Annotated in this window: 21 protein-coding genes and 2 tRNA genes; 17 read left to right on the top strand and 6 right to left on the bottom strand. The window is 38.0% G+C overall.

Going from position 1 to position 26,740, the window contains the following annotated elements; all coding sequences use genetic code 11:
- The first annotated feature begins 330 nt into the window (after positions 1-330).
- From yicI to HHT355_RS01920, 6 genes are all read left to right on the top strand, one after another.
- Positions 331-2,709, top strand: a complete 2,379-nt coding sequence (gene yicI / locus HHT355_RS01895; protein ID WP_103201761.1) for an alpha-xylosidase — start codon at positions 331-333, stop codon at positions 2,707-2,709.
- Positions 2,710-2,863: 154 nt separating this feature from the next.
- Positions 2,864-5,041: a beta-glucosidase gene (locus tag HHT355_RS01900; protein ID WP_103201762.1), complete on the top strand. Its 2,178-nt coding sequence runs from the start codon at positions 2,864-2,866 to the stop codon at positions 5,039-5,041.
- Between the two features lie 313 nt (positions 5,042-5,354).
- On the top strand, positions 5,355-6,296 hold the full coding sequence (locus HHT355_RS01905; RefSeq protein ID WP_103201763.1) for an alpha/beta hydrolase: 942 nt from the start codon (positions 5,355-5,357) through the stop codon (positions 6,294-6,296).
- Between the two features lie 51 nt (positions 6,297-6,347).
- Entirely contained in the window at positions 6,348-7,616 is a 1,269-nt protein-coding gene (locus HHT355_RS01910; RefSeq protein ID WP_103201764.1) for a condensation domain-containing protein, read from the top strand.
- 22 nt (positions 7,617-7,638) lie between these two features.
- Positions 7,639-8,304: a DUF6320 domain-containing protein gene (locus tag HHT355_RS01915; protein ID WP_103201765.1), complete on the top strand. Its 666-nt coding sequence runs from the start codon at positions 7,639-7,641 to the stop codon at positions 8,302-8,304.
- A 75-nt stretch (positions 8,305-8,379) separates the two neighbouring features.
- A complete protein-coding gene (locus tag HHT355_RS01920) occupies positions 8,380-9,042 on the top strand; it encodes a TraX family protein (RefSeq protein WP_103201766.1) in 663 nt (220 codons plus the stop codon).
- Here the strand turns inward: HHT355_RS01920 and HHT355_RS01925 are convergent.
- Positions 9,039-9,221 (bottom strand): hypothetical protein, encoded by a 183-nt coding sequence (locus HHT355_RS01925; protein WP_103201767.1) that lies wholly within the window; start codon positions 9,219-9,221, stop codon positions 9,039-9,041. The two genes, HHT355_RS01920 and HHT355_RS01925, sit on opposite strands and share 4 nt — an antisense overlap.
- Before the next feature lie 121 nt (positions 9,222-9,342).
- Here HHT355_RS01925 and HHT355_RS01930 point away from each other — a divergent pair, with 121 nt between their 5' ends.
- The 3 genes from HHT355_RS01930 (at position 9,343) to HHT355_RS01940 (ending at position 13,179) form a co-directional block, all read left to right on the top strand.
- Positions 9,343-9,837, top strand: a complete 495-nt coding sequence (locus HHT355_RS01930; RefSeq protein WP_103201768.1) for a DUF5721 family protein — start codon at positions 9,343-9,345, stop codon at positions 9,835-9,837.
- A gap of 115 nt (positions 9,838-9,952) precedes the next feature.
- Positions 9,953-12,022, top strand: coding sequence for a molecular chaperone HtpG (gene htpG, locus HHT355_RS01935; protein ID WP_103201769.1), 2,070 nt, complete (start codon positions 9,953-9,955; stop codon positions 12,020-12,022).
- Positions 12,023-12,342: 320 nt separating this feature from the next.
- Complete coding sequence (locus tag HHT355_RS01940; protein ID WP_103201770.1) at positions 12,343-13,179, top strand: DegV family protein; 837 nt, start codon at positions 12,343-12,345, stop codon at positions 13,177-13,179.
- A 104-nt stretch (positions 13,180-13,283) separates the two neighbouring features.
- Here the strand turns inward: HHT355_RS01940 and HHT355_RS01945 are convergent, their stop codons facing one another.
- On the bottom strand, positions 13,284-14,339 hold the full coding sequence (locus HHT355_RS01945; protein ID WP_103201771.1) for an AraC family transcriptional regulator: 1,056 nt from the start codon (positions 14,337-14,339) through the stop codon (positions 13,284-13,286).
- Positions 14,340-14,603: 264 nt separating this feature from the next.
- Here HHT355_RS01945 and araA point away from each other — a divergent pair, with 264 nt between their 5' ends.
- From araA to HHT355_RS01965, 4 genes are all read left to right on the top strand, one after another.
- Positions 14,604-16,091, top strand: coding sequence for an L-arabinose isomerase (araA, locus tag HHT355_RS01950; protein WP_103201772.1), 1,488 nt, complete (start codon positions 14,604-14,606; stop codon positions 16,089-16,091).
- A 246-nt stretch (positions 16,092-16,337) separates the two neighbouring features.
- Positions 16,338-17,948, top strand: coding sequence for a xylulokinase (locus HHT355_RS01955; protein ID WP_103201773.1), 1,611 nt, complete (start codon positions 16,338-16,340; stop codon positions 17,946-17,948).
- 70 nt (positions 17,949-18,018) lie between these two features.
- On the top strand, positions 18,019-18,714 hold the full coding sequence (locus HHT355_RS01960) for an L-ribulose-5-phosphate 4-epimerase (RefSeq protein ID WP_103201774.1): 696 nt from the start codon (positions 18,019-18,021) through the stop codon (positions 18,712-18,714).
- Positions 18,715-19,058: 344 nt separating this feature from the next.
- Positions 19,059-19,132: transfer RNA gene (locus HHT355_RS01965), tRNA-Pro, on the top strand.
- A 188-nt stretch (positions 19,133-19,320) separates the two neighbouring features.
- On the opposite strand, the gene HHT355_RS01970 is transcribed toward HHT355_RS01965, so the two are convergent.
- Positions 19,321-20,190, bottom strand: a complete 870-nt coding sequence (locus HHT355_RS01970) for an NYN domain-containing protein (protein ID WP_103201775.1) — start codon at positions 20,188-20,190, stop codon at positions 19,321-19,323.
- 263 nt (positions 20,191-20,453) lie between these two features.
- On the opposite strand from HHT355_RS01970, the gene HHT355_RS01975 reads away from it, so the two are divergent.
- Positions 20,454-20,526, top strand: a tRNA-Thr gene (locus tag HHT355_RS01975).
- 106 nt (positions 20,527-20,632) lie between these two features.
- Here the strand turns inward: HHT355_RS01975 and HHT355_RS01980 are convergent.
- From HHT355_RS01980 to HHT355_RS01990, 3 genes are all read right to left on the bottom strand, one after another.
- Positions 20,633-21,502: a DegV family protein gene (locus HHT355_RS01980; protein WP_103201776.1), complete on the bottom strand. Its 870-nt coding sequence runs from the start codon at positions 21,500-21,502 to the stop codon at positions 20,633-20,635.
- A 406-nt stretch (positions 21,503-21,908) separates the two neighbouring features.
- The gene (locus HHT355_RS01985; RefSeq protein WP_103201777.1) at positions 21,909-22,733 is read right to left on the bottom strand and encodes an ABC transporter permease; all 825 of its coding nucleotides are present in this window, start codon (positions 22,731-22,733) and stop codon (positions 21,909-21,911) included.
- The gene (locus tag HHT355_RS01990) at positions 22,717-23,493 is read right to left on the bottom strand and encodes an ABC transporter ATP-binding protein (RefSeq protein ID WP_103201778.1); all 777 of its coding nucleotides are present in this window, start codon (positions 23,491-23,493) and stop codon (positions 22,717-22,719) included. The genes HHT355_RS01985 and HHT355_RS01990 overlap by 17 nt, the downstream gene beginning before the upstream one ends.
- Positions 23,494-23,675: 182 nt before the next feature.
- Between HHT355_RS01990 and gcvT the strand changes: the two genes are divergently transcribed.
- From gcvT to gcvPA, 3 genes are all read left to right on the top strand, one after another.
- The gene (gene gcvT / locus HHT355_RS01995) at positions 23,676-24,761 is read left to right on the top strand and encodes a glycine cleavage system aminomethyltransferase GcvT (protein ID WP_103201779.1); all 1,086 of its coding nucleotides are present in this window, start codon (positions 23,676-23,678) and stop codon (positions 24,759-24,761) included.
- A 161-nt stretch (positions 24,762-24,922) separates the two neighbouring features.
- Positions 24,923-25,291: a glycine cleavage system protein GcvH gene (gene gcvH, locus HHT355_RS02000; protein WP_103201780.1), complete on the top strand. Its 369-nt coding sequence runs from the start codon at positions 24,923-24,925 to the stop codon at positions 25,289-25,291.
- A 132-nt stretch (positions 25,292-25,423) separates the two neighbouring features.
- Positions 25,424-26,740 carry an aminomethyl-transferring glycine dehydrogenase subunit GcvPA gene (gene gcvPA / locus HHT355_RS02005; protein WP_103201781.1) on the top strand — a complete coding sequence of 439 codons (1,317 nt, stop codon included), beginning with the start codon at positions 25,424-25,426 and terminating at the stop codon, positions 26,738-26,740.

Consider the following 26,740-nt stretch of genomic DNA (forward strand, 5'->3'; position numbering starts at 1 on the left):
GGGTTGTCTTTATTCATACCATACGGCCGATTTCATATTGCTATCAACTACGGTAAAAAACTAATAATTACAGAATATAAAGTTTGAAAAACAGCATATTTAAATTTATTTTTATATTAAACCGAAATTAAATTGATAATGGCATTAGATATAATTATTTCATATTAACATACTTTAAAATTTACCTTTATATGTGAATAATAATAGACATTGATTATTGTATAGCACAGAATTAAAATAATTTTAAGTTTATAATTTCTATAATAAATAGAGTAGGATTAGGCAGATGCTAGGGATATTAGTGGTATATATAATAAAGGAGGAATATGTGTGAAATTCTCAAACGGTTGCTGGCTGAACAAACAAGGCACGGAGGTATTTTCGCCTGCGGAAGTATATTTTATTAATAACGAAGAACGAAAGCCTATAAAAACCACGGGGGAGTTTACCTGCAAAGAAATAAGAATATGTGCTCCCACCCATAAAATCAGGCACAGGGGAGACACCCTGGGGGGTGTAAATCTGACAATCCGCATTTCTTCACCATATCCGGAGATTCTTCGTATCAGGACAGATCATTACCTCGGGGTCAAGGATAAAACTCCGAAATTTGAACTGAATATTGAAGATAACAGTAGTCTTACGGTTGACAACAAAAAAGATTTCCTGGTGATAAAAAGCGGCAGCCTAAAGGTTAAAATAAACAAGGCAGACTGGAAGATGGAGTTTTTCAGGGGCGATAAAAAAATAACCGAAAGCGGATGGAAGGACCTGGCTTATATAAAAACCGACTGGAAAGGGCTGGCTTATGATGACGGTGGATTTGATAATACTTACATGAGGGAAAGACTTTCTTTGTCGGTGGGGGAACTGGTCTACGGTTTCGGGGAGAGGTTTACGCCGTTTGTTAAGAACGGCCAATCGATTGATATATGGAACGAAGACGGCGGTACATCAACCGAACAGGCTTATAAAAACGTTCCTTTTTATATATCAAGTAAAGGTTATGGGGTTTTTGTAAACCATCCGGAAAGAGTATCTTTTGAAGTGGGTTCTGAGATGGTAAAGAAAGTCCAGTTTTCAGTGCCCGGAGAGTCCCTGGACTATTTCATTATAAACGGACCGTCCATGAAAGAAGTCCTGGCAAGATATACTGACCTTACGGGTAAACCGGCCCTGCCTCCTGCGTGGACTTTCGGACTTTGGCTGTCAACTTCGTTTACTACCAATTATGACGAAGAAACGGTTACCGGTTTTGTGGACGGCATGTTTGAAAGAGGCATTCCTTTTAACGTTTTCCACTTTGACTGTTTCTGGATGAAGGAATTTCATTGGTCTGACTTAACCTGGGACAGCGACGTTTTTCCCGATCCTGCTGGTATGATAAGACGCCTTAAAGAAAAGGGGCTTAAAATATGCGTCTGGATTAACAGCTACATAGGCCAGGAATCGGCTTTATTTGCCGAAGGAGTAGAGAAGGGTTACTTTATTAAAAGACCGAACGGTGACGTATGGCAATGGGATATGTGGCAGCCCGGTATGGCTATAGTTGACTTTACCAATCCGGAAGCCTGCAGATGGTTTGCTTCCAAGCTGGAACAATTGCTGGATATGGGAGTAGATTGCTTTAAGACCGATTTCGGCGAAAGGATTCCGACAGATGTGGTATATTATGACGGATCAGATCCGCTAAAGATGCACAATTATTATAGCTACCTTTACAATAAAGTTGTCTTTGAGCTTTTGGAACGGAAGAAGGGAAAAGGAGAAGCCGTATTGTTTGCAAGAAGTGCCACTGCAGGAGGTCATAAGTTCCCTGTTCACTGGGGAGGAGACTGCTGGTCCGATTATGAATCAATGGCGGAAAGCCTGCGGGGCGGCCTGTCTTTGGCTATGTCAGGTTTCGGCTTCTGGAGTCATGATATAGGCGGCTTTGAGAGTACATCCACACCGGATGTATATAAGCGCTGGGCAGCATTCGGGCTTTTGTCTACCCACTCCCGCCTTCACGGAAGCTGGTCTTATAGGGTTCCCTGGGCCTATGACGAAGAAGCGGTGGATGTAGTCCGTTTCTTTACCAGGTTAAAATGTTCCCTTATGCCTTATCTGTTTAAGCAGGCTATTGATACTTCAAAAACCGGAATTCCGGTTATGAGAAGCATGGTTATGGAATTTGAAGACGACCCGACCTGTGCCTATCTTGACAGGCAGTATATGTTAGGGGATGCATTACTGGTTGCACCGATTTTTAACGAAGAAGGAACAGCCCTCTATTACCTGCCCGAGGGCAGATGGACGGATTATCTGACCGGAGAGATCAAGATGGGAGGCAGATGGGTTAAAGAACACCATGGATATTTGAGCATACCTCTGCTTGTAAGGGAAGGAAGCATTATTGCGGTTGGCTCTAATTTCAATAATGCTGTTTATGATTATTCCGACGGAGTTATACTTAAAGTTTATGAGTTAAAGGATAATGTGCCTGCACATACCGAAGTTTATACAGATAAGGGCTATCCGACCGTAAAAGCCGAAATAATAAGAAAATCAGATAAAATTTTAATAAACGTAGAATCCAACAAAAAATATACCGTACGGCTGATAAATGTAAAAGGTATAGTTTCTGTTGATAACGGACTTTTTGAAGAAGACGGCAATGATACCGTAATAATTCCAAAGGGAGCAGGGCAGATAGTATGCTCATTCTAACCGTTTATTTTCCTGTCAGGCCATATTGTTGTATAAGATATTACAAAAGATTTATAAATAATATAGTTTAAAACATTTTATAGAATCCCTGAGGTTATTATAATATTGGTACAGGAATTAACTATAATTTTTATTATGGAGAAAGGTAAGGTATATGAGGAGAGTAGACGAAAGAAAAATCAATGATATTTTATCAAAACTGACCCTTGAAGAAAAAATTGCCATGATTCACGGGGACGGTCTTTTTGAAACCAAAGGAGTACCAAGACTTGATATTCCTCCTTTAAGGACTTCTGACGGTCCTATGGGAGTACGGAAGGAATTTGCAAGAGACTGTTGGATAAATATCTGTTCAACCGACGATTATGTATCTTATCTTCCCAGTAACAGCGCCCTGGCTTCCACATGGAACAGGGAACTTGCCTATAAAACGGGACAAGTTCTGGGGGCTGAGGCCAGAGGCAGGGGAAAAGATGTTATTCTGGCACCGGGAATTAATATAAAAAGAAGCCCTTTATGCGGAAGAAATTTCGAATACATGAGTGAAGACCCCAGACTGGTGGAAGAAATGGTGGTTCCTTTAATACAGGGAATTCAGGAAAATGACGTTGCTGCCTGCGTAAAACATTTTGCGGCCAATAATCAGGAAACCAACCGCCTGTCGGTGGATACTTATATGGATGAAAGAACCTTAAGAGAAATATATCTTCCCGGATTTAAAGCAGCCATATTTAAAGGAGAAAGCTATACCATCATGGGAGCTTACAACCGCTTATACGGGGAGTTCTGTTCTCACAGCAAATATCTTCTTACTAAAATTCTCAGGGAAGAATGGGGTTATGACGGAGCGGTAATATCCGACTGGGGTGCCGTCCATGATACAAAAGAAGCGGCAGAATCGGATCTGGATGTAGAAATGTCGATCGGGCCGGACTTTGATAACTACTATATGGCAAATCCTTTGCTTGAAGCGGTAAGAAACGGTGAAATCAAAGAAGAATATATTGATAAAAAGGTACGCAATATTTTAAGGACTATGTTCAGGCTTAAGATGTTGGGAGAAGAAAGAAAAGACCGCAAAGCAGGAACTTATAATGCGCCAGAACACCGGGAAATGATTCTTAAATGTGCCGAAGAGTCGATAATTCTACTTAAAAATGAGGAAAATATTTTGCCTCTTGATAAATCTAAGGTAAAAACCCTTGCCGTTATAGGGCAGAATGCGGAGCGTTTGCATGCCGGCGGCGGCGGAAGTGCTGAAATTAAAGCCCTGTATGAAATTTCACCTTTACTGGGTTTAAAAATGCATCTGGGAGGAAATGCGGAAATTAAGTATGCCAAGGGTTATTATGTTCCACCAAAAGAAGAAAAGAAGTTAAACTGGCAGCAGGACAGCCTTGATATAAACAAGGAAGATGAAGCCTTAAGGTCGGGACATAACGACGAAGAAACTGTAAGACTGCAGGAAGAGCTGCTTAAAGAAGCCGTCGAACTGGCAAAAGAAAACGAAAATGTAATAATATTTGCAGGTCTTGACCATGAATATGATGTGGAAGGAAAAGACCGGGATGATTTGAAACTGCCTTACGGACAGGACAGGCTTATTAAGGAAGTACTTAAGGTAAACCCTAACGCAATTGTGGTTGTCATAGCCGGATCTCCGGTGGAAATGAGAACCTGGGCGGACGATGCCAAGACAATCCTTTGGAGTTATTATGCCGGAATGGAAGGCGGAAGAGCCTTGGCTAAGGTTATATTCGGCGATGTTAATCCTTCCGGGAAGCTTGCCGAGTCATTTCCCAGAAAACTTACAGACTGCCCTGCCCACAGCTTGGGTGAATTCGGGGATTACGAAAAGATTACCTATAACGAGGGTGTATTTGTCGGATACAGATATTATGACACCCATAATATCGATGTGGAATTTCCGTTTGGACACGGCCTGTCGTACACTACATTTGAGTACAGTAACTTAAAGGTCAGTGTGGATGAAACAGGTAGTGATGATGTAACCGTTAAAATCCAACTGGATGTTAAAAATACCGGAAAAGTTGCCGGAGCCGAAACAGTCCAGGTTTATGTGGCAGACCCCGTATCTAAAGTGGAAAGACCCGTACACGAATTAAAGGGATTTGAAAAAGTTCATCTTAAACCCATGGAAATTAAGACAGTTACAATATGCCTTCATAAGGATTCTTTTGGCTTTTATGATGTAAACGAACATTGCTTTGTTGCAGAACCTGGAGAGTTTGAGATTCAGGTCGGCGCATCTTCAAGGGATATAAGGATGAAAGAAAAAATAAGCCTTTCAAGAAAGTATATGTATTCATAATTAATTACTCAGGATTTATTTATAATTAACTAACAAAGAAATAAATTCCAACCAGAAAGTAAAGAAGATACTTATACTTAACATATACACCGCCCAGGTTGGCGAACATCTGACGGTAAATTTATCGGTTGATGTTTGTAAATCTCGGCGGTGTTTTATTATGTCTTACACAATTTTGAACCGGTACCTGTTACCAAACTCTTTCTTGAATAATTAAATAGTGTTATAATATTCACAGCAGGGAACAATATAAGCAGTATAAATATTCACCAAAGTTTCTTAGGTCGGTAATAACACCGAACAGGAGGATTTTATGGCTATAAACAAAGCCATGAAAATGGCATTAAAAGCCTTATCCTATACCGATTTGGATATAAAAAAGAATTATAAATTCCATCGGCAACTTAAAACTGCCACTCATCCATTTTTAAAAACCCGGTATAAGATATGGGATCATAAAATTGAAAAAGATAATCATGAAATTCCTGTGAGGCTGTTTTTTCCGAAAAAATACCGGGAAGGTAAGCCAAAACGTATATTGATTTTTTTTCACGGAGGAGGATGGGTGACAGGAAATATAGACAGTTACAGTAATGTCTGTGCCAATATGGCAGATCAAACCGGGGCGGTCGTGGTTTCGGTCGATTATCGTCTGGCACCGGAACACCGCTTCCCAAGCGGACTTGAAGATTGCTATACGGCTACCCGGGAAATTTTTAAAAATGCAGATTATTTTAGTACGGATAAAGAAAATATTATACTAATCGGAGACAGTGCCGGTGGAAATCTGGCTGCGGCGGTATCGCTTCTTGCAAGAGACAGGGGAGAATTTAAGATATCAAAGCAAATTCTTATATATCCTGCAACCCATAACGACCACAGCGACGAAACAGGTTTCCCTTCCATACGGAAGTTCGGCAGGGATTATCTGCTTACTTCCAAAAGAATCAGGGATTACATGGATTTGTATATAAGTTCCGAAAATGATTTGAAAAATCCGTATCTGGCCCCGCTTTTGGCAGAGGATTTATCAAACCAGCCAGATACTTTAATTATAACGGCTGAATATGATCCTTTGCGGGATGAAGGGGAGGCTTACGGGGAAAAACTGCGTAAACACGGAAATAAAGTTTATATATACCGTATGAAAAACGCACTTCACGGATTTATATCTCTTCCGAAACATTTTGTCCATGTAAAGAGAACTTATGAGATTATCAATAAATTTCTGGACAACGAATTATTTATTCAATAAATTACAGATAAAATAATTTTCATATTATTTATTAAAAGGGGAAGTTTTGATATGACCGCAAAAAAGCCTGTAGAGTGGTCAAAACTTGATAATGCAGCTAAAATATTTCCTCCTACAAGTAACGAAAAAGATACTAAGGTATTTCGTTTTGTCTGCGAGCTTAAGGGTGAAATAGATCCTGATATTCTTCAGGAAGCTTTAGATAAGACCATGCCTCTTTTTCCTTTCTATAAAACTGTCTTAAGGAGAGGCTTTTTTTGGTATTATTTTGAAAATACGGATCTAACGCCAAAGGTTTCGGAGGAATACAAACTTCCATGCAGCAGGCTTTATTATCCGAACAGAAGGAATTTGCTTTTTGAGGTTACTTATTATAAAAACAGAATTAATCTGGAAGTGTTTCATGCTCTTACGGACGGAACCGGGGCACTGGCATTTTTAAAAACCTTGCTTTATTTTTATATTACCGTCCGTTATAAAGATGATTTTAAAAAAGGGCTTCCGGTTTTGGATTACGATGCGTCTCTTACGCAAAAGATGGACGACAGTTTTCTAAAGCATTATACCAGCAATCGCATACCTAAAAAAGTAAAAATCACCAAAGCATACCGGATACAGGGAAGAAGGTACATGGATAACCGGATTAAGGTTATCGAAGGTGTAATGCCTGTTAAGGATGTCCTAAATCTAGCCCATAAATACGACACTACTCTTACGGTATATCTTACGGCCCTTTTTATCAAAGCTATTTATGAAGAAATGCCTGCAAGAAGCAGAAAATATCCTGTTATACTGTCTGTTCCGGTAAACTTGCGGACATATTTTCCGTCTGTTACGGCCAGGAATTTTTTTGCCACTATCAATGTCAGTTACAATTTCAGTACCTTAGGTGACAGTTTAGATGATATAATAAATGAGGTAAAAGAATGCTTTAAGCGGGAACTTACACAGGAAAAACTGCAGGAACATATGAACAAGCTGTCGGCTCTTGAACACAATGCCTTTATGAGAATGGTTCCTTTGGCGATTAAAGATATAGTACTTAAGTTTGCGAATTGGCTTAATGACAGGCAGATTACAGCGACTCTATCAAATATCGGTAAAATAACCGTAAGCCCGCAGCTTGCACCGTATATTAAGATGTTTAACTGCTTTACCAGTGCTAAAAGGCCTCAGATAGCCTTGTGTTCATTTGGAGATAATCTGGTAATCAGTTTTTCATCTCCTTTTAGTGGAACGGACATCCAGAAGAATTTTTTCAGGTTTCTTACCCTTGAAAATGTGCCTGTTGTCATTTCCACAAATATAAGGGAGTTATAAAGTCCGAGTTTGGAGGAAAGTTATGCAGTACTGCAACCATTGCAAGGTAAAGGTAAAAGGTGCCCACAGCATCTGTCCCTTATGCTCAGGTATATTGGAAGGAAAGGGAGATTATAAGGAAGATGTGTTTCCCTTTATACCTACCATATATCAGGAGTTTAACCTTTTTATAAGAGTCCTGGTATTGATATCAATTATAGCGGTTGTAGCAAGTTTTTCCGTTAATATAATATTTACCAAAGAATCCCGATGGTCGCTGTTAGTAGCGGCGGGAATTGCGTGCATGTGGATTAGCCTTTTCTTTATAATCAGGAAGAAAAACAATATAGGTAAGACAATTTTATGGCAGGTAGGTATAATCAGCATACTGTCGGTCATATGGGATAAGTCCATGGGTTTTATAGGGTGGTCCATTGACTATGTAATACCTGCTGTTTGCGTCCTGGCTATGATAGTAATGGCTATCGGGGCAAAGATACTTAAAATCGGTGTCAGGGACTTAATAGTTTATCTTTTAATTGACGCCGTATTCGGCTTTATTCCGCTTATCTTTATAATATTTGGCTGGCTTAAGGTTATATATCCTTCCGTTATCTGCGTAGCGGCAAGTATAATTTCGCTTTCTGCCCTGATTTTATTTGAAGGGGATAACATGAAAAACGAGTTAAAAAAAAGAATGCATATTTAATAGGATATATTGGCTTAGTTCAAGTAGGATACGAAAGCTGATATTATAAATAAAGAATAAGGATGGTATGTTGATATGAGTACATTTGCTTTAAAAATTATTGCTGTTGTAACTATGCTTATTGATCATGCGGCTGTTGTTTTTATTCCAAGTAACACAATGCTGTACCTAATATGCAGAATAATAGGGCGGCTGGCTTTCCCTATATTTGCTTTTTTGCTGGTAGAAGGTTTCTTCCATACGAGAAATGTAAAAAAATATCTGGCAAGACTAGGGGTATTTGCCTTAATTTCAGAAGTTCCCTTTGATCTGGCATTTTATAATAAATATATGCATTGGGATCATCAAAATATATTCTTTACTTTGTTTCTGGGATTAATGGCAATATATCTGATTAATTTTGTAGAAAAGAAATATGTTGCCAAACCGGTATTTGTGAATATAGCAAATGCTTTAATAACAGTAGTCTTTTGTTTTACTGCAGCTTTAATAAAAGCGGATTACAGAGCAATAGGTATTCTGCTTATAGTGGCATTTTACCTGTTTAGGGGAAACAAACCCCTGCTTATTATATCCATGATTATTATAAGCGGAAGTTTGATACAGGCTTTCTATACTCTTTCTTTAATACCAATTTTCTTATATAACGGAAAAAAGGGCAGAAACATAAAATATTTCTTTTATGTATTCTACCCCGCTCATTTGCTTATATTGTATTTAATAAAACTCATAGTTTAAATATCATCGCTGTAATTATCTTTTTCGGGCATATAGTCATACTGGTCGTGGTCATGTCGAATATCTTCTTTAGTGTTGTCGGGTTTTTCCGGGAAATACATTCGGTTATCCAATTCGGCCACACTCTGAAAGGATGGGAAACGATAGTAGGTGGGTTTTTTGCTCGGCTCAAAAAGCATCTGCAATCCTCCTCACTTTTAAAACACGGTTGACTTAATGCTATTGTTTGTAATAAATAAGATTATATACAAGGAAATTCATTGAATAAAATAAAAAAGAGGGCAGGTCCGAAATTAAGATATGATTGCATTAAAGATTGAGGAAGTAAAACCTTTTATGGCAAAACTTCTTACAAACACCTTATTTGACGATTTTATTTTGAAAGAAATGGAAGTTCAGACCTTTACCAGTTTTCATATTTCCGGTAAATTTTATGAAAGTTTTTTTTCAAAAGAGGAGTTGGAGGAAAGGGGTAACAGTAATGTATTATGGAAAGATACAAGGGCTATCGCTTTTTCAATAATTCGCGGAAGCAAAACCCCTCTTTCCATGAAAATAGTTTTCCAGCTTCCTGAAAATTTATCCGAAGATTTGATAAACAGCCTGGGAGGAAAAATCCGTTCGGAAGACGTAGGCGGCTTATTTATCAATATCCGTTTTGAAAAAAATGAGCTTAATATTATAACCGGAACAGCCATTAAGACTTTCACCATGGATAAGACTCTGGACAGGGAATGGGATGACTGGGTAAAAAAATTTTTAAGTGAGCAAGGTATCTGTTTTTTGGAGCAATGATATATAAAAACTATTGTTAGCACTCTCGAATAGAGAGTGCTAAAAATTTCTTGACATTTTAAATTTTGCATATTAATATAACTGATATAGACCAACAATAGGAAAGGGGATATGTATGAGTACAGAAAGAGGCAGCTTGTCTATCAGTTCCGAAAATATATTTCCTATTATAAAAAAATGGCTATATTCGGATCGGGATATTTTTGTTCGTGAACTTGTATCTAACGGAGCTGATGCTATTACAAAACTTAAAAAACTTGAATTAGTTGGAGAAGCGGAAATTCCGGAAGGTACTCAATATAAAATTACGGTAACGGTAAACCCCGAAGAGAAATCGATTTGTTTTTCAGATAACGGAATAGGTATGACCGCAGATGAAGTCAGGGAATATATCAATCAGATTGCATATTCGGGGGCAAGAAAATTTATTGAAAAATACAAGGACAAGGCCAGCGAAGACCAAATTATCGGACATTTCGGACTTGGCTTTTATTCTGCATTTATGGTGGCCGATAAGGTTACGATTAATACCTTATCCTGGCAAAAGGATGCTGCTCCGGTTTACTGGGAATCCGAGGGCGGTCTTGAATATGAAATGAGAGAAGGCACCAGAACCGAGCGAGGTACGGATGTTACCCTTTATCTTAACGAAGACAGCTATGAATTTTGCAATGAATACAGAGTCAGGGAAGTTTTAAATAAATATTGTTCTTTCATGCCTGTTGAAATATATTTGAAAAATGCCAACGAACAGGAAAAAAAGGATTCCGACAAATCAAAGGATGAAAAGAAAGAGGACAAGGAGTTAAAGCCGATAAATAATACCAATCCTCTTTGGACAAAACATCCCAATGACTGTACTGAAGAGGAATACAAGGAGTTTTACAGGGAAGTATTTTACGACTTTAAAGAACCTCTTTTCTGGATTCATCTTAACATGGACTACCCGTTTAATTTGAAGGGTATATTATATTTCCCCAAGATAAATACGGAATATGATTCAATAGAGGGAGTCATAAAGTTATACAACAACCAGGTATTTGTCGCTGATAATATTAAGGAAGTTATACCCGAATTTTTGATGCTTCTTAAAGGAGTATTGGATTGTCCGGATTTACCTCTTAACGTATCCAGAAGTGCCCTGCAAAATGACGGTTTTGTAAAGAAGATTTCAGATTATATTTCCAAGAAGGTAGCAGATAAACTTTCAGGCATGTATAAGGTGGAAAGGGAAAATTACGAGAAGTTCTGGGACGATATCAGCCCCTTCATCAAGTTCGGATGCCTTAAAGATGAAAAATTCTTTGATAGAATGAAAGACTTCATTTTGTTTAAAAATCTTGAGGGCAAATATATTACCCTGGAAGATTATATTGAAAAATCAAAACCGAAAGCAGACGATGCGGACAATAAAGACGATAAAGCGGCAGATGAAAAAGCAAATAAAGATGATATGGCAACTGCTGATAAAAAAGATTCGTCCGGAGCCGATACCGGGGATGAAGCAAAGAAAGACAGTGACAACAAGAAAGAGGATAAGGCAGATAAAAAAGACAAAGCCAAAGATGATGAAAAGGTTATCGTATATTATGTGACGGATGAAAAGCAGCAGAGTCAGTATATCAATATGTTCAAAGAAGCAGGACAGGAAGCGGTAATTCTTCGCCATAATATAGATCAGCCGTTTATTACCCATATGGAATACAGAAATCAGAAAATAAAATTCCAGCGGATTGATGCAGGCCTTTCCGACAGCTTCCGTGATGAAGTGGAAAAGAAGGACGAAAAGATATTAAAGAAGAATACCGAGGCTATGACCAAGCTGTTCCGCAAGATTTTAGGCAAGGATAAGCTGGAAGTCAAAGTGGAAAAACTTAAAAATGACAAGATATCCTCAGTTATTACAATGTCGGAGGAAAACCGCAGATTCCAGGACATGATGAGAATGTACAATATAGGAGGCAATGACAAGAATCTGTTTGACGACGGCGAAACCCTTATTCTTAATGCCAACCATAAACTTGTTCAGTACATTATTAATAACGAAGATTCGGAACATACTCCTATGATATGCGAACAGCTGTATGATCTGGCCTACCTAAGTCACAGGCCGTTAGAACCTGAGGCTATGACAAAGTTCATTCAAAGAAGCAATGAAATAATGATGCTGCTTGCAAAATGTTAAATTAATTTAAAAGTTATTATATTAAATCAAGCACCTAAACTCTTGTAATAAAAGTTGTTTGGGTGCTTTTTGTTTTGGTTTTTTAATAATTATAATGTTATATTCGAAATTAAAGGTTTTGTGGCATAAATAAATCTTTGAATAATCGGAACATTTGTAAAAAATAATATAAATCGAAAATACCTCTTGAATTATTAAACCATATACTATATCATATAGTAATAAATACTACATTTGGAAGATAGAAGAAAATAAGATATGGTTGAAGATATTTTATTATGTGATATTATGGTTTGGTAATTTATGAATGGAGGAAAAGTATGAAATATAAAATTTTAGTAGACGCCGGTACTGATTTACCGAAATCCTTTATAGAAGATCCGAGTTATAAAATAATACCCGTAACTTTAACGGTTGGTGATAAAGTATTTGCAGACGGTGTTAATTTTGATCAAAAAGAATTTCTTAAGGCGATGAAAGAAAGTGAAACAAGTCCCAAATCCGCATGCCCTTCCCCGGAAGATTTTATGAAAGAATTTAACCACGAAGGCGATACCTATGTAGTTACCGTATCGTCCGGTTTAAGCGGATCATATAATAGTGCCGTACTGGCAAAAAACTTATACCTTGAGGAGAATCCCGATAAGAATATTGAAGTAATTGATTCACGAAGTGCTTCAGTAGGTCAGGCATTAATTGCCATGAAGATAAAGGAACTGATACAACAAGGGCATTTATTTAATGATATTGTGGAAAAGGTTAAGGTATTTCGCTCGGAAATGAAGACCAAATTTGTCCTTGAAAACCTTGATAATTTGCGAAAGAGCGGAAGACTAAGCAACCTTAAAGCTCTTATTGCCAATGCATTAAATATAAAACCTATTATGGGAGGAACTCCGGAAGGGAACATTTGCAAGCTGGATCAGGCAAGAGGTATTACCAAGGCCTTAAAAACCATGGCGGAAATAATTGAAAAAGATGTAATCAGACCTCAGGAAAGAATTCTGGCAATTGCCCACTGCAATTGCATCGAGAGAGCCCTCTTTGTTAAAGATGAGATTTTAAAAAGAGTTCCTTTTAAAGACAGCTTTATTGTAGATACAGCAGGTGTAAGTACCATGTATGCCAACGAAGGCGGAATAATTGTTGCATATTAATGTTTGATTTAATATAGGGGCTTAAAAATAAAACCATAGAAAAAGGTTGATAAAAACCTTCTTTCTATGGTTTTTTATTGCCTATTTATGTATTATACTTTTTATTAACTTAAATTAATGATTTCCCTGCGAAACTGTGCGGGAGTCATATTATGCTTTTTTACAAATATCTTATAAAAATAGCCTTTGTTTTGATAACCGACTTTGGCAGCTATATCGTCTATGTTATACTGGGTATTAAGCAGGAGTTTTTCCGCTTCTTTAAGGCGAAGGTTTTGAACGTATTCTATATAAGTCATGCCGGTTTTGGATTTTATTAACCGGTTAAAATAGTCCTCGTTAAAATGAAATCGGTCAGTCAGTTGCTTTATTGAAATGTCCCTTATATTTTGCTTTATAAAGGAAGTTATTTCTTCAAATAAAAGCCAATTCATCTTTTTTTGCATTTCGCTGGATAAGGAAATATCATAGTCAGTGCTCAGCAAACGGAAAATACGCATCAGAAGCCCATGGCAAATGTAACCTGAAGCTTTGTCATAGTTTATTAATTCCTGCAGCAATTTAAACAAATATTCTTCCATCTTTAGGCTAGATTTGTTTATAGGTTTGAAATGCAGGTATTGCCATAGATTCTTTTGCTTAAGCAAAGCAGTCTGAAGGAATGAAATTATACGTTTGTCTGCAACCTGGTCTGATATGATATATTCAAACATTTCATTGGCAATTCCGATAAAGAGTATACAGGCAGGCTCGCTGTCAAGATAATCCTGATGAAGGCAGTTCTTGTCAACAAGACATAACTCCCCCTGTTTGAAAATTATATCTTTATCCATGATCCGCTGCCGGAATGAGCCTGAAACTATGTATGCCAGTTCCAGGTATTCATGGGTATGCATTTGGGTTCTTGTTCCTTCCTTAAATTTGCAGCTGTAGGAAAAGGAAACATTTGCAGGTCTGATAGTACCGTAAAGACGGTTATTATTTCGGATAACCCAACACAAGGCAAAAACTTTTTCATCCTGAGACAGGGGATAAGTTTTAATGTCTTTGACATGAAGGGAATATTCCGGACACACAATACGGGAGCCAATAGGGCTTGCCTCTGAAACCTTATTCGGATCGTTGCAGGATATTTCTTCGCACAGTTGCTGCAGTGTCATGGCAATTCTCCTTAATTTAAAAGGCATTTATTACGATTATTATTCGTGATATTTAATCCTGCCGAAATTAAATATATACTATCTAATGTTATGTTAAGCAAATTAAGTATAACGCAATTATAAATCTTATTCAATATATTAATGATCGGATTAGGTAACTTTTTTTATTAAAGAGCGGTATTAAGAAACTGATAATTATTCAATATTTTTATATGATTGTATTAGATAAAATTTAAAAGGGAAGGATTAAAAAGGAGGTATAGTATGAAAAACTATGTATTTTGGTTTGCAACAGGTTCACAGGATTTATATGGCGAAGAATGTCTGGCACGGGTAGCACAGCACTCAAAAATAATGGTAGAGAAAATGAACGAATCCGGTCTACTGCCGTTTAAACTGGAATGGAAACCCACTTTGATTGACAGCGTATCCATCCGCAGACTCTTTAATGAGGCCAATGCCGATGAAAATTGTGCGGGTGTTATTACATGGATGCATACTTTTTCTCCGGCTAAATCATGGATTTTGGGTTTACAGGAATACAGAAAGCCCCTTCTTCATTTGCATACACAGTTTAATGAGGAACTTCCATATGACACCATAGATATGGATTTTATGAATGAAAATCAATCGGCCCACGGTGACAGGGAGTACGGGCATATTGTAACCCGTATGGGTATAGAACGTAAGATTGTTGTCGGCCATTGGAGCAATGAAAATGTACTAAAACGAATTGCAGGCTGGATGAGAACGGCTGTAGGAGTTGTGGAAAGCAGCCACATAAGAGTTTTGCGTGTTGCAGATAATATGAGAAATGTTGCCGTCACCGAAGGGGACAAGGTAGAAGCCCAGATTAAATTCGGCTGGGAGATTGATACTTATCCCATTAACGAAATTGTCGAATATGTAGAAGATGTTCCTGCCGCTGATATTGAAGCCCTTGTAGAGGAGTACTACAGCAAATATGACATTCTCCTTGAAGGAAGGGACGAAAAGGAATTTCGCAGGCATGTAGCAGTTCAGGCAGGTATTGAGCTGGGGTTTGAAAAATTCTTAAAAGAAAAGAATTATCATGCCATTGTAACCCATTTCGGAGATTTGGGCGGCCTTAAGCAGCTTCCTGGACTGGCTATACAAAGGCTTATGGAAAAAGGATACGGTTTCGGTGCAGAAGGAGACTGGAAGACCGCTGCTTTGGTAAGGCTTATGAAAGTTATGACAATGGACATGAAGGATGCCAAAGGTACGTCATTCATGGAAGACTATACCTACAACCTGGTTCCCGGCAAAGAAGGTATTCTTCAGGCTCATATGCTTGAGATTTGTCCTTCCATAGCCGACGGGCGTATTGGAATTAAGGTAAGCCCGCTGCTTATGGGTAACAGGGAAGATCCTGCAAGACTGGTGTTTACATCAAAGACCGGACCCGGTATAGCCGTTTCCATGATTGATCTTGGTAATCGCTTCCGTCTGATTATCAATGAAGTCGAGTGTAAAAAGACAGAAAAGCCTATGCCCAAACTTCCGGTAGCCACAGCTTTCTGGACTCCTATGCCTAATCTTGAAACAGGGGCTGAAGCATGGATCCTGGCAGGCGGTGCCCATCATACGTCATTTACTTATGACCTGACTGCAGACCAGATGGCTGACTGGGCAGCAGCTATGGGTATTGAGGCAGTAGTTATTGACAAAAACACCTCCATCAGAAATCTTAAAAATGAGCTGTTGTGGAATTCCGTAGTATATCGCTAAACAGACCCTGAGAAATCTGACTATAATGCCGGTCTATAGTTTATAGATCGGCATCAGGTTTATAAAAAATGTTATAATAAATAAAGCCGTATGCTATAACGGAATGCAAATACCGAAATATAAAGGCTGAATTACAATGCTCAAATGCTTATATTAAAAAGCATATAACAAGATGAAATTATTAAGGTATAAGAATGAATTAGAATAGTTGATGATTTTTCATATTAAGAAGAACGGAGGGATCCGATGGATAGTAATATTTTAAATATAAGAAAGGAAGCAATTTTAAACGGAAAGACCTCATTGGGAATAGAACTGGGTTCAACCAGAATAAAAGCCGTTTTAATGGATGAAAGTTATACATCGATAGCAATCGGTAAATATGACTGGGAGAATAGGTATGTCGATAACATATGGACCTATACTCTGGATGATATATGGCAGGGTATACAAGGCAGTTATCGTGATTTGGCAAAGGATGTGAAGGAACAATACGGCGTAACTCTCACTACCATAGGGGCTATCGGCATCAGTGCCATGATGCACGGCTATATGGCTTTCAATAAGGACGGAGAACTTTTGGTTCCTTTCCGCACATGGAGGAATACAATTACCGGACCTGCTTCCGATAAACTGACAGAACTGTTTCAATACAATATCCCTCAAAGATGGAGTATTGCCCATTTATACCAGGCTATTTTAAACAAAGAAGAACATGTTTCCGAAATAGATTATCTTATAACTTTGGACGGATATGTACATTGGAAACTGACAGGGGAGAAAGTTACCGGTATCGGTGATGCTTCCGGTATGTTTCCTGTGGATATAAAAACCAAAGACTATAACGAACGGATGATAAAACAGTTTGACGAACTGATTGCACCGGAAGGATTTCCCTGGAAGATACGGGATATTCTGCCAAAGGTACTGGTAGCGGGCGAACTTGCCGGAAGGCTTACGGAGGAAGGAGCAAGGCTTCTTGATCCGGAGGGTAACCTTAAGCCCGGTATACCGTTCTGTCCTCCCGAAGGAGATGCCGGAACCGGAATGGTTGCAACCAACAGTGTAGCCCAAAGGACTTGTAATGTATCCGCAGGAACCAGCGTTTTTGCCATGGCAGTACTGGAAAACGAACTAAAGAAAGTGCATAAGGAAATAGACCTTGTTACCACACCGGCCGGTGATCTGGTAGCCATGGTACACTGCAACAACTGTACCTCGGACTTAAATGCCTGGGTAAATTTATTCGGTGAATTTGCAAAGGCTTTCGGTGTCGAAGCCGATCCTTCAAAGTTATTTTCCGTACTGTATAACAAAGCCCTTGAAGGGGACGCTGACTGCGGCGGTCTGCTTTCATACGGATATATTTCCGGTGAGCATATTACCCATTTTGAAGAGGGTAGACCGTTGTTTGTAAGAAAACCTGATGCCAGATTTAACTTGGCAAACTTTATGAGAGTGCATCTTTACACTGCCTTGGGAGCGCTTAAGACCGGCATGGATATCCTCTTTAAGGAAGAAAAGGTGGCTATAGACGAGGTACTAGGTCACGGTGGATTATTTAAAACCGAAGGGGTTGGCCAAAGAATACTTGCCGCTGCCATAGATACTCCGGTTACGGTAATGGAAACAGCCGGTGAAGGCGGAGCTTGGGGTATGGCAATACTTGCCGATTATATGCTACGCAAAAACGAAAATGAGTCATTGGACACTTATTTAAGACAAAAAGTTTTTGCCGATATGAAAGGAAAAACCGTTAAACCTGATCCAAAAGATGTGGAAGGGTTTAATAAATTCATGGAATATTATACCGGCGGACTTGCTATTGAAAGAGCAGCAGTAGATGTACTAAAATAAAATTTAGATATAAAAATATTTAAATAGTATTATACAACAGTAAAATTAAATTACAGAAAAGAGGTAAGCTATGTTAGAAAGGCTTAAAAAAGAAGTATACGAAGCCAATATGGAACTTCCGAAACGTGGCTTGGTTACTTATACATGGGGTAATGTAAGCGGAATTGACAGAAATGAAGGACTTTTTGTAATAAAACCAAGCGGAGTACCGTATGAGGAACTTAAACCTGAAGACATGGTAGTCATAGATTTAAATGGAAACAAGGTGGAAGGAAAATATAATCCTTCCTCAGATACTCCGACTCATCTGGAGCTATATTTGGCTTTTCCGGAGATCGGAGGGGTTGTCCATACTCATTCTCCCGCAGCAACAGCCTGGGCGCAGGCGGGAAGGTCTTTGCCTTGCTACGGAACTACCCATGCGGATTACTTCTACGGAGAAATCCCCTGCACCAGAAGCCTTACTAAAGAAGAGGTTGAAGCCGCTTACGAGAAAAATACCGGTTTGGTAATTATAGAGACTTTCCGTAATATTAACCCTCTGCATGTTCCCGGGGTTCTTGTAAAAAATCACGGCCCCTTTACCTGGGGAAAGGATGCAGCCAATGCGGTATATAACAGCGTAGTTTTAGAAGAAGTAGCGAAGATGAATCTGATGACAGAAATACTGAATGCCAATATGCAGCCGGCACCCCAGTATATACAAGACAAGCATTTCTTAAGAAAACACGGCCCCAATGCTTATTATGGGCAAAAAAGAGATTAGACTGATGATTTAAGACTTATTATTCCTACAAGATAATTGATAAAATCCTCCTTAAACAGTTAAGTAAAATTAAAGCCTGCTTAAGGAGGATTCTTTTTTGCTTTGGTTTTATGTGTTTCTTCCGTTTGGTTTATCCATTTTAAAGTTTATTTTCATATTATATTAAAATTGAGATTATATGCATTAGAGAAGTGCACATCATGTAATCAACGGTATTCATGTTACATTAAACTTAAAGGTTTTCCAAAATATTAAATTATATAATTTTTAAAATCTTAGTTGACATTTTAAGAGTTTTGTTAGATAATATGTATTGCGGTTTGATTGGGAAACCGCAATAATTTCGAGGCGTGGCTCAGTTTGGTAGAGCGCTGCGTTCGGGACGCAGAGGCCGTGGGTTCGAGTCCCGTCGCCTCGATTAAAAAAAGGAAACCTTGATGAGGTTTCCTTTTTTTGTTAGAAATTGCTTCATCAGCTAAATTTATTTTATAATTTTGCAAAAGCCCTTTTTGATTAATTTTATTTTTATGAGATTTTTAAATACATTAAAATTGTAAGGTATAAGATTATTTTGATAATGGTTTCATTTTGTTATAAATATGTATTTTACCAGAATTCTTCGTAGCTTTTCTTTATTAAAGTTTCAAAATCATATTCCTCAACTATATCATCCGGCGTCAGGATATTATGCATTAAGGCTTCGTCTTTATATATAGTAGGCATCATGGCGTAAAATTCACTGTCACGATAGTTATAACGGTAAATAAATATAATATTCTTTTCATATAAAATTTTTAGAATATTATATATTTCATATTCCATTATTGAACGGAAAGTATCCTGGTTTGTAACATAATATCTTATTTCAATATGCTTAAATTGGGCTCCATGATGTATGGTATTGTCTAAATTGGATCTTGCATAACTTTCGATATTTTCCTGGATTTCTTCTTCTGCCCGTTTTATGTAAAGGTCATTTTCATCCATTTCAATACTTAGAATATCATTTAAGGTAATATGTTCGTCCGGTACATTGCATAAGGCAAAGTCGAAATTGTCACCGACAGTAAGAAGAGTAACCTTTCTTTTATTGAGCTTAATAGTGTTTAACAGAGGGGACATATCCTTATCATTGGACATTATAATGAATTCGTCTATGTTATTATTGATATACATATCATTTAACGCATCAATTGTAATCTGCAGGTCTGCATAGTTTTTGCCTCTGTTTGAAGTATGGATTGTGCTTACGCCATATTCCTGCAATTTGGTCTGATGGCGGGACTCCATCAGATCCTTGTTATCAAAGTTGCAATATGCTGTTATCTTTACAATTCTTAAATTTTTGCTTTTGCACCATTTGCTAAGCTTTTCAAAAAAACCCAGCCGCAGCAGGTTTTTGTACTGATACAATAGTGTTTTATACACATTTTCGTAATCAATATAAATTGCTACGTTATATAATTTATTATCCATAAGTGACTCCTTTTGATTTGTTTATAATTATTATACATCATTAATCGACAATGTTACATAAGGAATATATTTGAATCGGACAAGAAAATCATGTAGGAAAGAAAAAGCAGCTACGGTAAATTGTATGAAATTAAAGCTTATATATCAGATATTGAAAAAGCAAAGATATATAATTTATACTTGAAAATTTAATAAGTTTATATTAGAATTGTTGTGTTGAGTTGAGAATAAGTGTATAACTTGTTTTTGTAATTAATTATTATGCTTCCCTAGCTCAGTCGGTAGAGCAACGCACTCGTAATGCGTAGGTCGTGGGTTCGAGTCCCATGGGGAGCTTAAAGAAAAAGCCTTGCAAATCAATGGTTTGCGAGGCTTTAATTATTTTAATTATTGAATAGCAATTTCTTAAAGGGTAAACAAATGCTTTATTTGTAAAGATATATTATCTCTTTTCCCCCATAAAGCACAGCCCTATTGCTCCGGGGCCGGAATGGGAGCCTATGCTGGGACTGATGGTATTTATTACGATCTGCTTATGAGGCAGCTTTTCTTTAATCAGGTTTGCCAGATATTCGGCATCTTCCGGGGCGTCTCCGTGGGCTATGCATATTATATCTTGGTCGTCTTTATATTTGCCCATGCTTTCAAGCATATCATTTAAAATGGTATTAAGAGATTTTTTTCTGCCCCTTGCCGTTGTATAGGGAACCAATTGACCTTCTTCATTAATTCTAAGAATAGGTTTTATACTCATCACAGAACCGATAATAGCGGTGGTTTTTGATATTCTGCCGCCACGCTGCAGGTGGAAAAGGTCGTCTACGGTAAACCTTACGCAGAAGTCCATCTTATGTTCTTCCAGCCATGAAGCTATTTCATCTATGGTTTTGCCTTCTTCCTTCATCTGTACGGCTTTCATTACAAACATACCTTCCCCAAGAGAGGCATTCAAAGTATCTATCACTATAATTTTTGCTTCGGGATATTCCTCGCATATTTCTCTGGCACCGGCCATAACATTGCTGCAGCCTCCGCTTAAAGCCGATGAAAAGCTTATATGTAAGATATCAAGACCTTGATTTATATAACTTAAAAATGTTTTTCTGATTACTTCCGGATTACTGGCCATGGTAGTAGGCATATGGCCTTCTCTCATTTTATTGTAGAATTCTTTTGGTGTAAGATTAAGTTCATCACCGTAAGTAATATCACCCAAAGCATAATAATGGGGAATAATACCGATATTTTTTTCTTTTATGTAGTCTATAGGCAGGTCGCAGTTAGAGTCGGCGGTAATTACAAACTCTTTCATTCTTACCCTCCTAATATCCTTTTTACGGTTTCAAAACTTTACAACTTCATTGTACTAAATAAAACTAAGATAGGCAATAAATTTTTATAAGGTATTTATATTTTGTTTATAAATATTTTATTTGCGTAAATAACGAGTAAAAAAATTATATTAAATTACGGTAATAAGTAAAAACTTATCTTTATTGCTTGCTTTGGCTGAATGATAATATATATTTAAATGACATAAGACTATGGGATATTTATATAGGAGCTTAAAAGTTTTCTATAATGAAAAAATTATAAATAATTAAGGGTTACCGTATTATAAAATGATCTGCAGTAGGCAGCATATAATACAGTAACCCTTCTTTATAGCCGATCCGATTCATAAAATAATAAGTACATTTCTTTTATTAACTATAAAATTATCGTGAATATTTCTTTTCAAAATAGGTCAGTAACTTATACAAACCCGTAGCAATGATACATAAAATTACGATGCTCATGATAACCCAGTTCAGTTTAAAAACCTGGCTTCCGTAGATGATTAAGTAACCTAATCCGGCTTTTGCAGCTAAAAATTCCCCTATTATTACTCCTACCAGTGATAAACCTATGTTAACTTTCATAAGGCTTATCATGGAAGGAATATTGGCCGGAAGTACAACCTTTATAAGCACATCTTTTTTATTCCCGCCGAGAGTATAGATAAGTTTTATTTTATCTTCTTCGACTGTTTTAAAGTCGGTATACATGGTTATTATCGATCCGAAAAGAGCTACCGATATGGCGGCGATTATGATGGTCTTCATATTATTTCCCAACCATACGATAAATACGGGAGCTAAGGCTGATTTGGGAAGGCTGTTTAAAACAATCAAATAAGGCTCCAAAACTTTTGATATGCTATCGTTCCACCATAGGATGATTGCTACGGCAAGTCCGATAATATTGACCAGGGCAAAACTGATAATGGTTTCAAGCAAAGTTATGCCTATATGATAGAATAAAACCCCGTCGACAGCCATTTCGAATATGGTTTTTATTATCCTTGAGGGGCTGGAAAAGATAAACGGATCTACTATACCGATATAAGTGCCAACTTCCCAGAAAGCAATAAAGCCTATCAGCAATATAATCTGAAAAAAACGGATCCTGCGCTTTTTAATTAAATGTTTCCTTAAAAATTCTTTCTGGGCTGCGGAAACGGTTATGCTTTCGCTTTCTACTTTTTTAGTTTTTCTGTTCATCGCAAGTTAGCTCCTTCCATATTAAATTGAAGTAATCTTTGAATTCCGGAGCGCTTCTTGCGGTAAACGGGGTCCGGTCAGGCACTGAAAGCTTGATTTCAAAAATATTTTTCACTGTTCCTGGCCTTTTTGACAATACAACAACCCGGTCCGACATGCTTATAGCTTCCGATATATCATGAGTTATCATAATCGCTGTCTTTTTTTCCTTACGGATAATACCCCAGATATCATCGGCTACCTCAAGTCTTGTCTGGTAATCGAGAGCCGAAAAAGGTTCATCTAAAAGTAAAATATCCGGCTCCAGCAAAAGGGTGCGAATCAGGGCTGCCCGTTGGCGCATTCCACCGGATAATTCGGAAGGATATGAATTTTTAAAAGTTATTAGACCGTAAGTATTTAACATATCATTGATTTGAATATAGCTGTTTTCGGTAAGCTTATTTTGAATTTCTAAACCAAGGGTAACATTTTTAAGGGTATTGCGCCAATCAAGAAGGTGATCCTTTTGAAGCATATACCCGATGTTTTTGCCGGAAGACTTAATGTCTTTGCCGTTTATATATATTGAACCGCTGCTTGGCGTAAGCAAGCCGGCGATAAGAGAGAGCAAAGTGGATTTTCCGCATCCGCTGGGGCCGACAACACATAAAAATTCGCCGTCATATACACTGAAAGAAACATCAAACAGTGCCTGCGTTTCCCCTTCAAGGCTGTGGTAGGTGTAACTTAAATGATCTATTTTAAGCAGTTCGCTCATATTATGCCTCCCATTTTATCTATACTGTATTATATGAAGGCTTAAATGATACGTTACATAGCTTAAATTTATAGATGATTGCAGGAAGATTAGTCTTATTGACTTTGATATATGCTAATAATATAATGATTTTGTCAATACATGAAAATAGCAGCAAATTTGGAAGGGAACGGTGAATATTAATGGATTTAAAAACCCCTCTTTATGATTGCCATGTGCGGGCGGAAGGGAAAATAGTTCCTTTTGCCGGGTATTTACTGCCTGTTCAATATAAAACGGGAGTTATTGCAGAGCATATGGCGGTAAGAAAGGCAGCGGGCCTGTTTGACGTATCCCATATGGGGGAAGTTATTCTTGAAGGAAACGACGCATTAGGAAATGTTCAGAAATTGGTAACCAATGACTGTGCCAATATGGCAGACGGACAGGTAAGATACAGCCCCATGTGTAACGAAGAGGGAGGCGTGGTTGATGATTTGCTGGTTTATCGGATAAATCAGAATAAATTTATGCTGGTTATCAACGCCGCAAACCGTCATAAGGACATTATCTGGATAAATAAGCATCTTTTCGGTAACGTAAAACTTACTGACATTTCGGACGAAACGGCAATGATTGCCCTTCAGGGGCCATTGTCTAAGGCTATACTGACTAAACTTGTAAATGAAGAAAACTTGCCTTCGAAATATTATACATTCCGGGAAAATGTAAATATTGCAGGAATTAACTGCCTTGTTTCCAAAACCGGATATACCGGTGAGGAAGGTTATGAGCTTTGCTTAAAAAATGAAAATGCTCCAGAACTTTGGGAAATGCTCCTTAATGCAGGAAAAGAAGAAGGTTTAATCCCCTGCGGGCTAGGTGCAAGGGATACCTTAAGGCTTGAAGCAGCCATGCCCCTGTACGGTCATGAAATGGATGACAGCACATCTCCTTTGGAAACAGGCCTGGGATTTGCGGTTAAGATGAATAAGGAAGATTTTATAGGAAAGAGGGGTATTATAGAAAGAGGAGAACCTAAGAATACCAGAATAGGATTAAAAATAACGGGTCGAGGTATCGCCAGGGAGAATTGCCCGGTATACTACGGTGATATATTAATAGGAAGAACCACATCAGGGACCCATTCACCCTTCTTCGGTTATCCTATAGCTATGGCTATTGTTGACAAGGCTTATGCAGGGATAGGGACCGAGTTGTCGGTAGAAGTAAGAGGGAAAAAAATATCGGCAGAAGTTGTACCGCTCCCGTTTTATAAAAGACAGTAAATTACCGCATAAAGCCATATATAAAAGAAATATAAATATTGGCAATATAAAATTAAAAAGTAAATATTAATTAATAAAACCTGAAATAAATAAAGGAACATATGCAATCAAAAAATATACTATGTAATAAATATAAAGCGTGTAATTAAGGAGGACATATTATGAGTAAAGAATATTTCTATACCAAGACCCACGAATGGATTCAGTTTTTGGATGAAACAACAGCCAGGATTGGCATTTCAGACTATGCACAAAGCGAACTGGGAGATCTGGTTTTTGTCAATCTTCCCGAAGAAGGAGACAGTGTTGAAGCCGGCGAACCTTTTGCGGAGGTAGAGTCTGTAAAAGCTGTATCAAATGTTTACAGCCCGGTAACAGGTACCGTAAAAGCCATCAATGAAGCACTCCTTGACCAGCCTGAACTTATCAATTCCGATGCTTTGGATGCATGGTTTATAGAAGTTGAAAATATCAGCGATAAAGTTAAACTCCTGACGGAAGATGAATACAACAACTTAATTGAAGAGTAATATAAAGTTTAAAGTATATTTGGCAAATAACTGCACGAAGGCAAATTTATGTTTCTGACCATATTATTACCACAAACTTTAGTCGCTTGTGCATAGCCAATATAAATAATGCCTTTATTTGGAGGGAAACAGATGGGTACCTATGTTCCGAACACAAAAGAAGAACAACAAGCTATGCTTAAGGCAATAGGCCTTAATAACATGGATGAGTTATTTGACGTTATTCCTAAAGAGGTTAGAATCAAAGCTCCTTTGGACATCCCGGGTGGAATGTCTGAGATGGAAGTGGCCCGAAAGATTAAAAACATAGCCGGAAAAAACAAGGTTTTTCAGACTGTATTCAGAGGTTGCGGGGCTTATCGGCATTATATACCGGCTATTGTAAAACAGGTAACTTCGAAAGAAGAATTTATAACAGCATATACTCCTTATCAGGCGGAAATAAGTCAGGGGATCTTGCAGTCTATATTCGAATATCAGACTATGATATGTGAACTGACCGGTATGGATGTTTCCAATGCCTCGGTATATGACGGTGCAACCGCAGCCGCAGAGGCTGTTATAATGAGCAAAGAAAGAAACAGAAAAAAGGCACTGGTATCGGCAACGGTTAATCCCATGGTTATTGAAACGATAGCAACATATCTTGACGGAACCGATATGGAGCTTGAGCTAGTTCCTGCAAAAGATGGACTTACAGATTTGGAAGTTTTAAAGGAAAAGTTAAGTGATGATACAGCCTGCGTCCTGATACAGCAGCCCAACTTTTACGGACTTCTGGAGGACGGGGATGCTGTCGGAAAGCTTCTTTCAGGCACTGATATAAAATATATTATGAGCTGTAACCCTATATCATTGGGAATATTAAAGACCCCTGCCGAATATGGGGCCGATATTGCGGTGGGAGAAGGACAGCCCCTGGGAATTAGCTTGTCCTTTGGCGGACCATATCTTGGATTTATGGCCACTACCAATAAACTGATGAGAAGGCTTCCTGGGAGAATTGTGGGCGAAACCAAGGATTCTCAGGGAAGAAGAGCTTACGTCCTTACTTTGCAGGCAAGGGAACAGCATATCAGGAGGGAGAAAGCTTCCAGCAACATTTGCTCCAATCAGGCTCTCTGTGCCATGACTGCGGCCGTATATCTGGCTGCAATGGGAAAAGAAGGCCTTAAGAAAGCTGCTGTCTTATCCATGTCGAAGGCTCACTATCTGGCAAAACGCCTGTGTGAAATTGACGGATATAATCTGGTATACCGGGGAGAATTCTTTAACGAATTTGTAACTACGGTTAATACCGATGCGGATAAAATATTAAAAGTTCTTGAGGACCACGGAATATTGGGCGGTTATCCTCTAAGCAGCAATCAGATTTTATGGTGTGCCACCGAGGTTAACACAAAAGAAGAAATTGATATGCTGATTGAAATCCTTAAGGAGGTGGCATAA

The organism is Herbinix hemicellulosilytica (genome assembly GCF_002904165.1).
GTDB classification, from domain to species: domain Bacteria; phylum Bacillota; class Clostridia; order Lachnospirales; family Lachnospiraceae; genus Mobilitalea; species Mobilitalea hemicellulosilytica.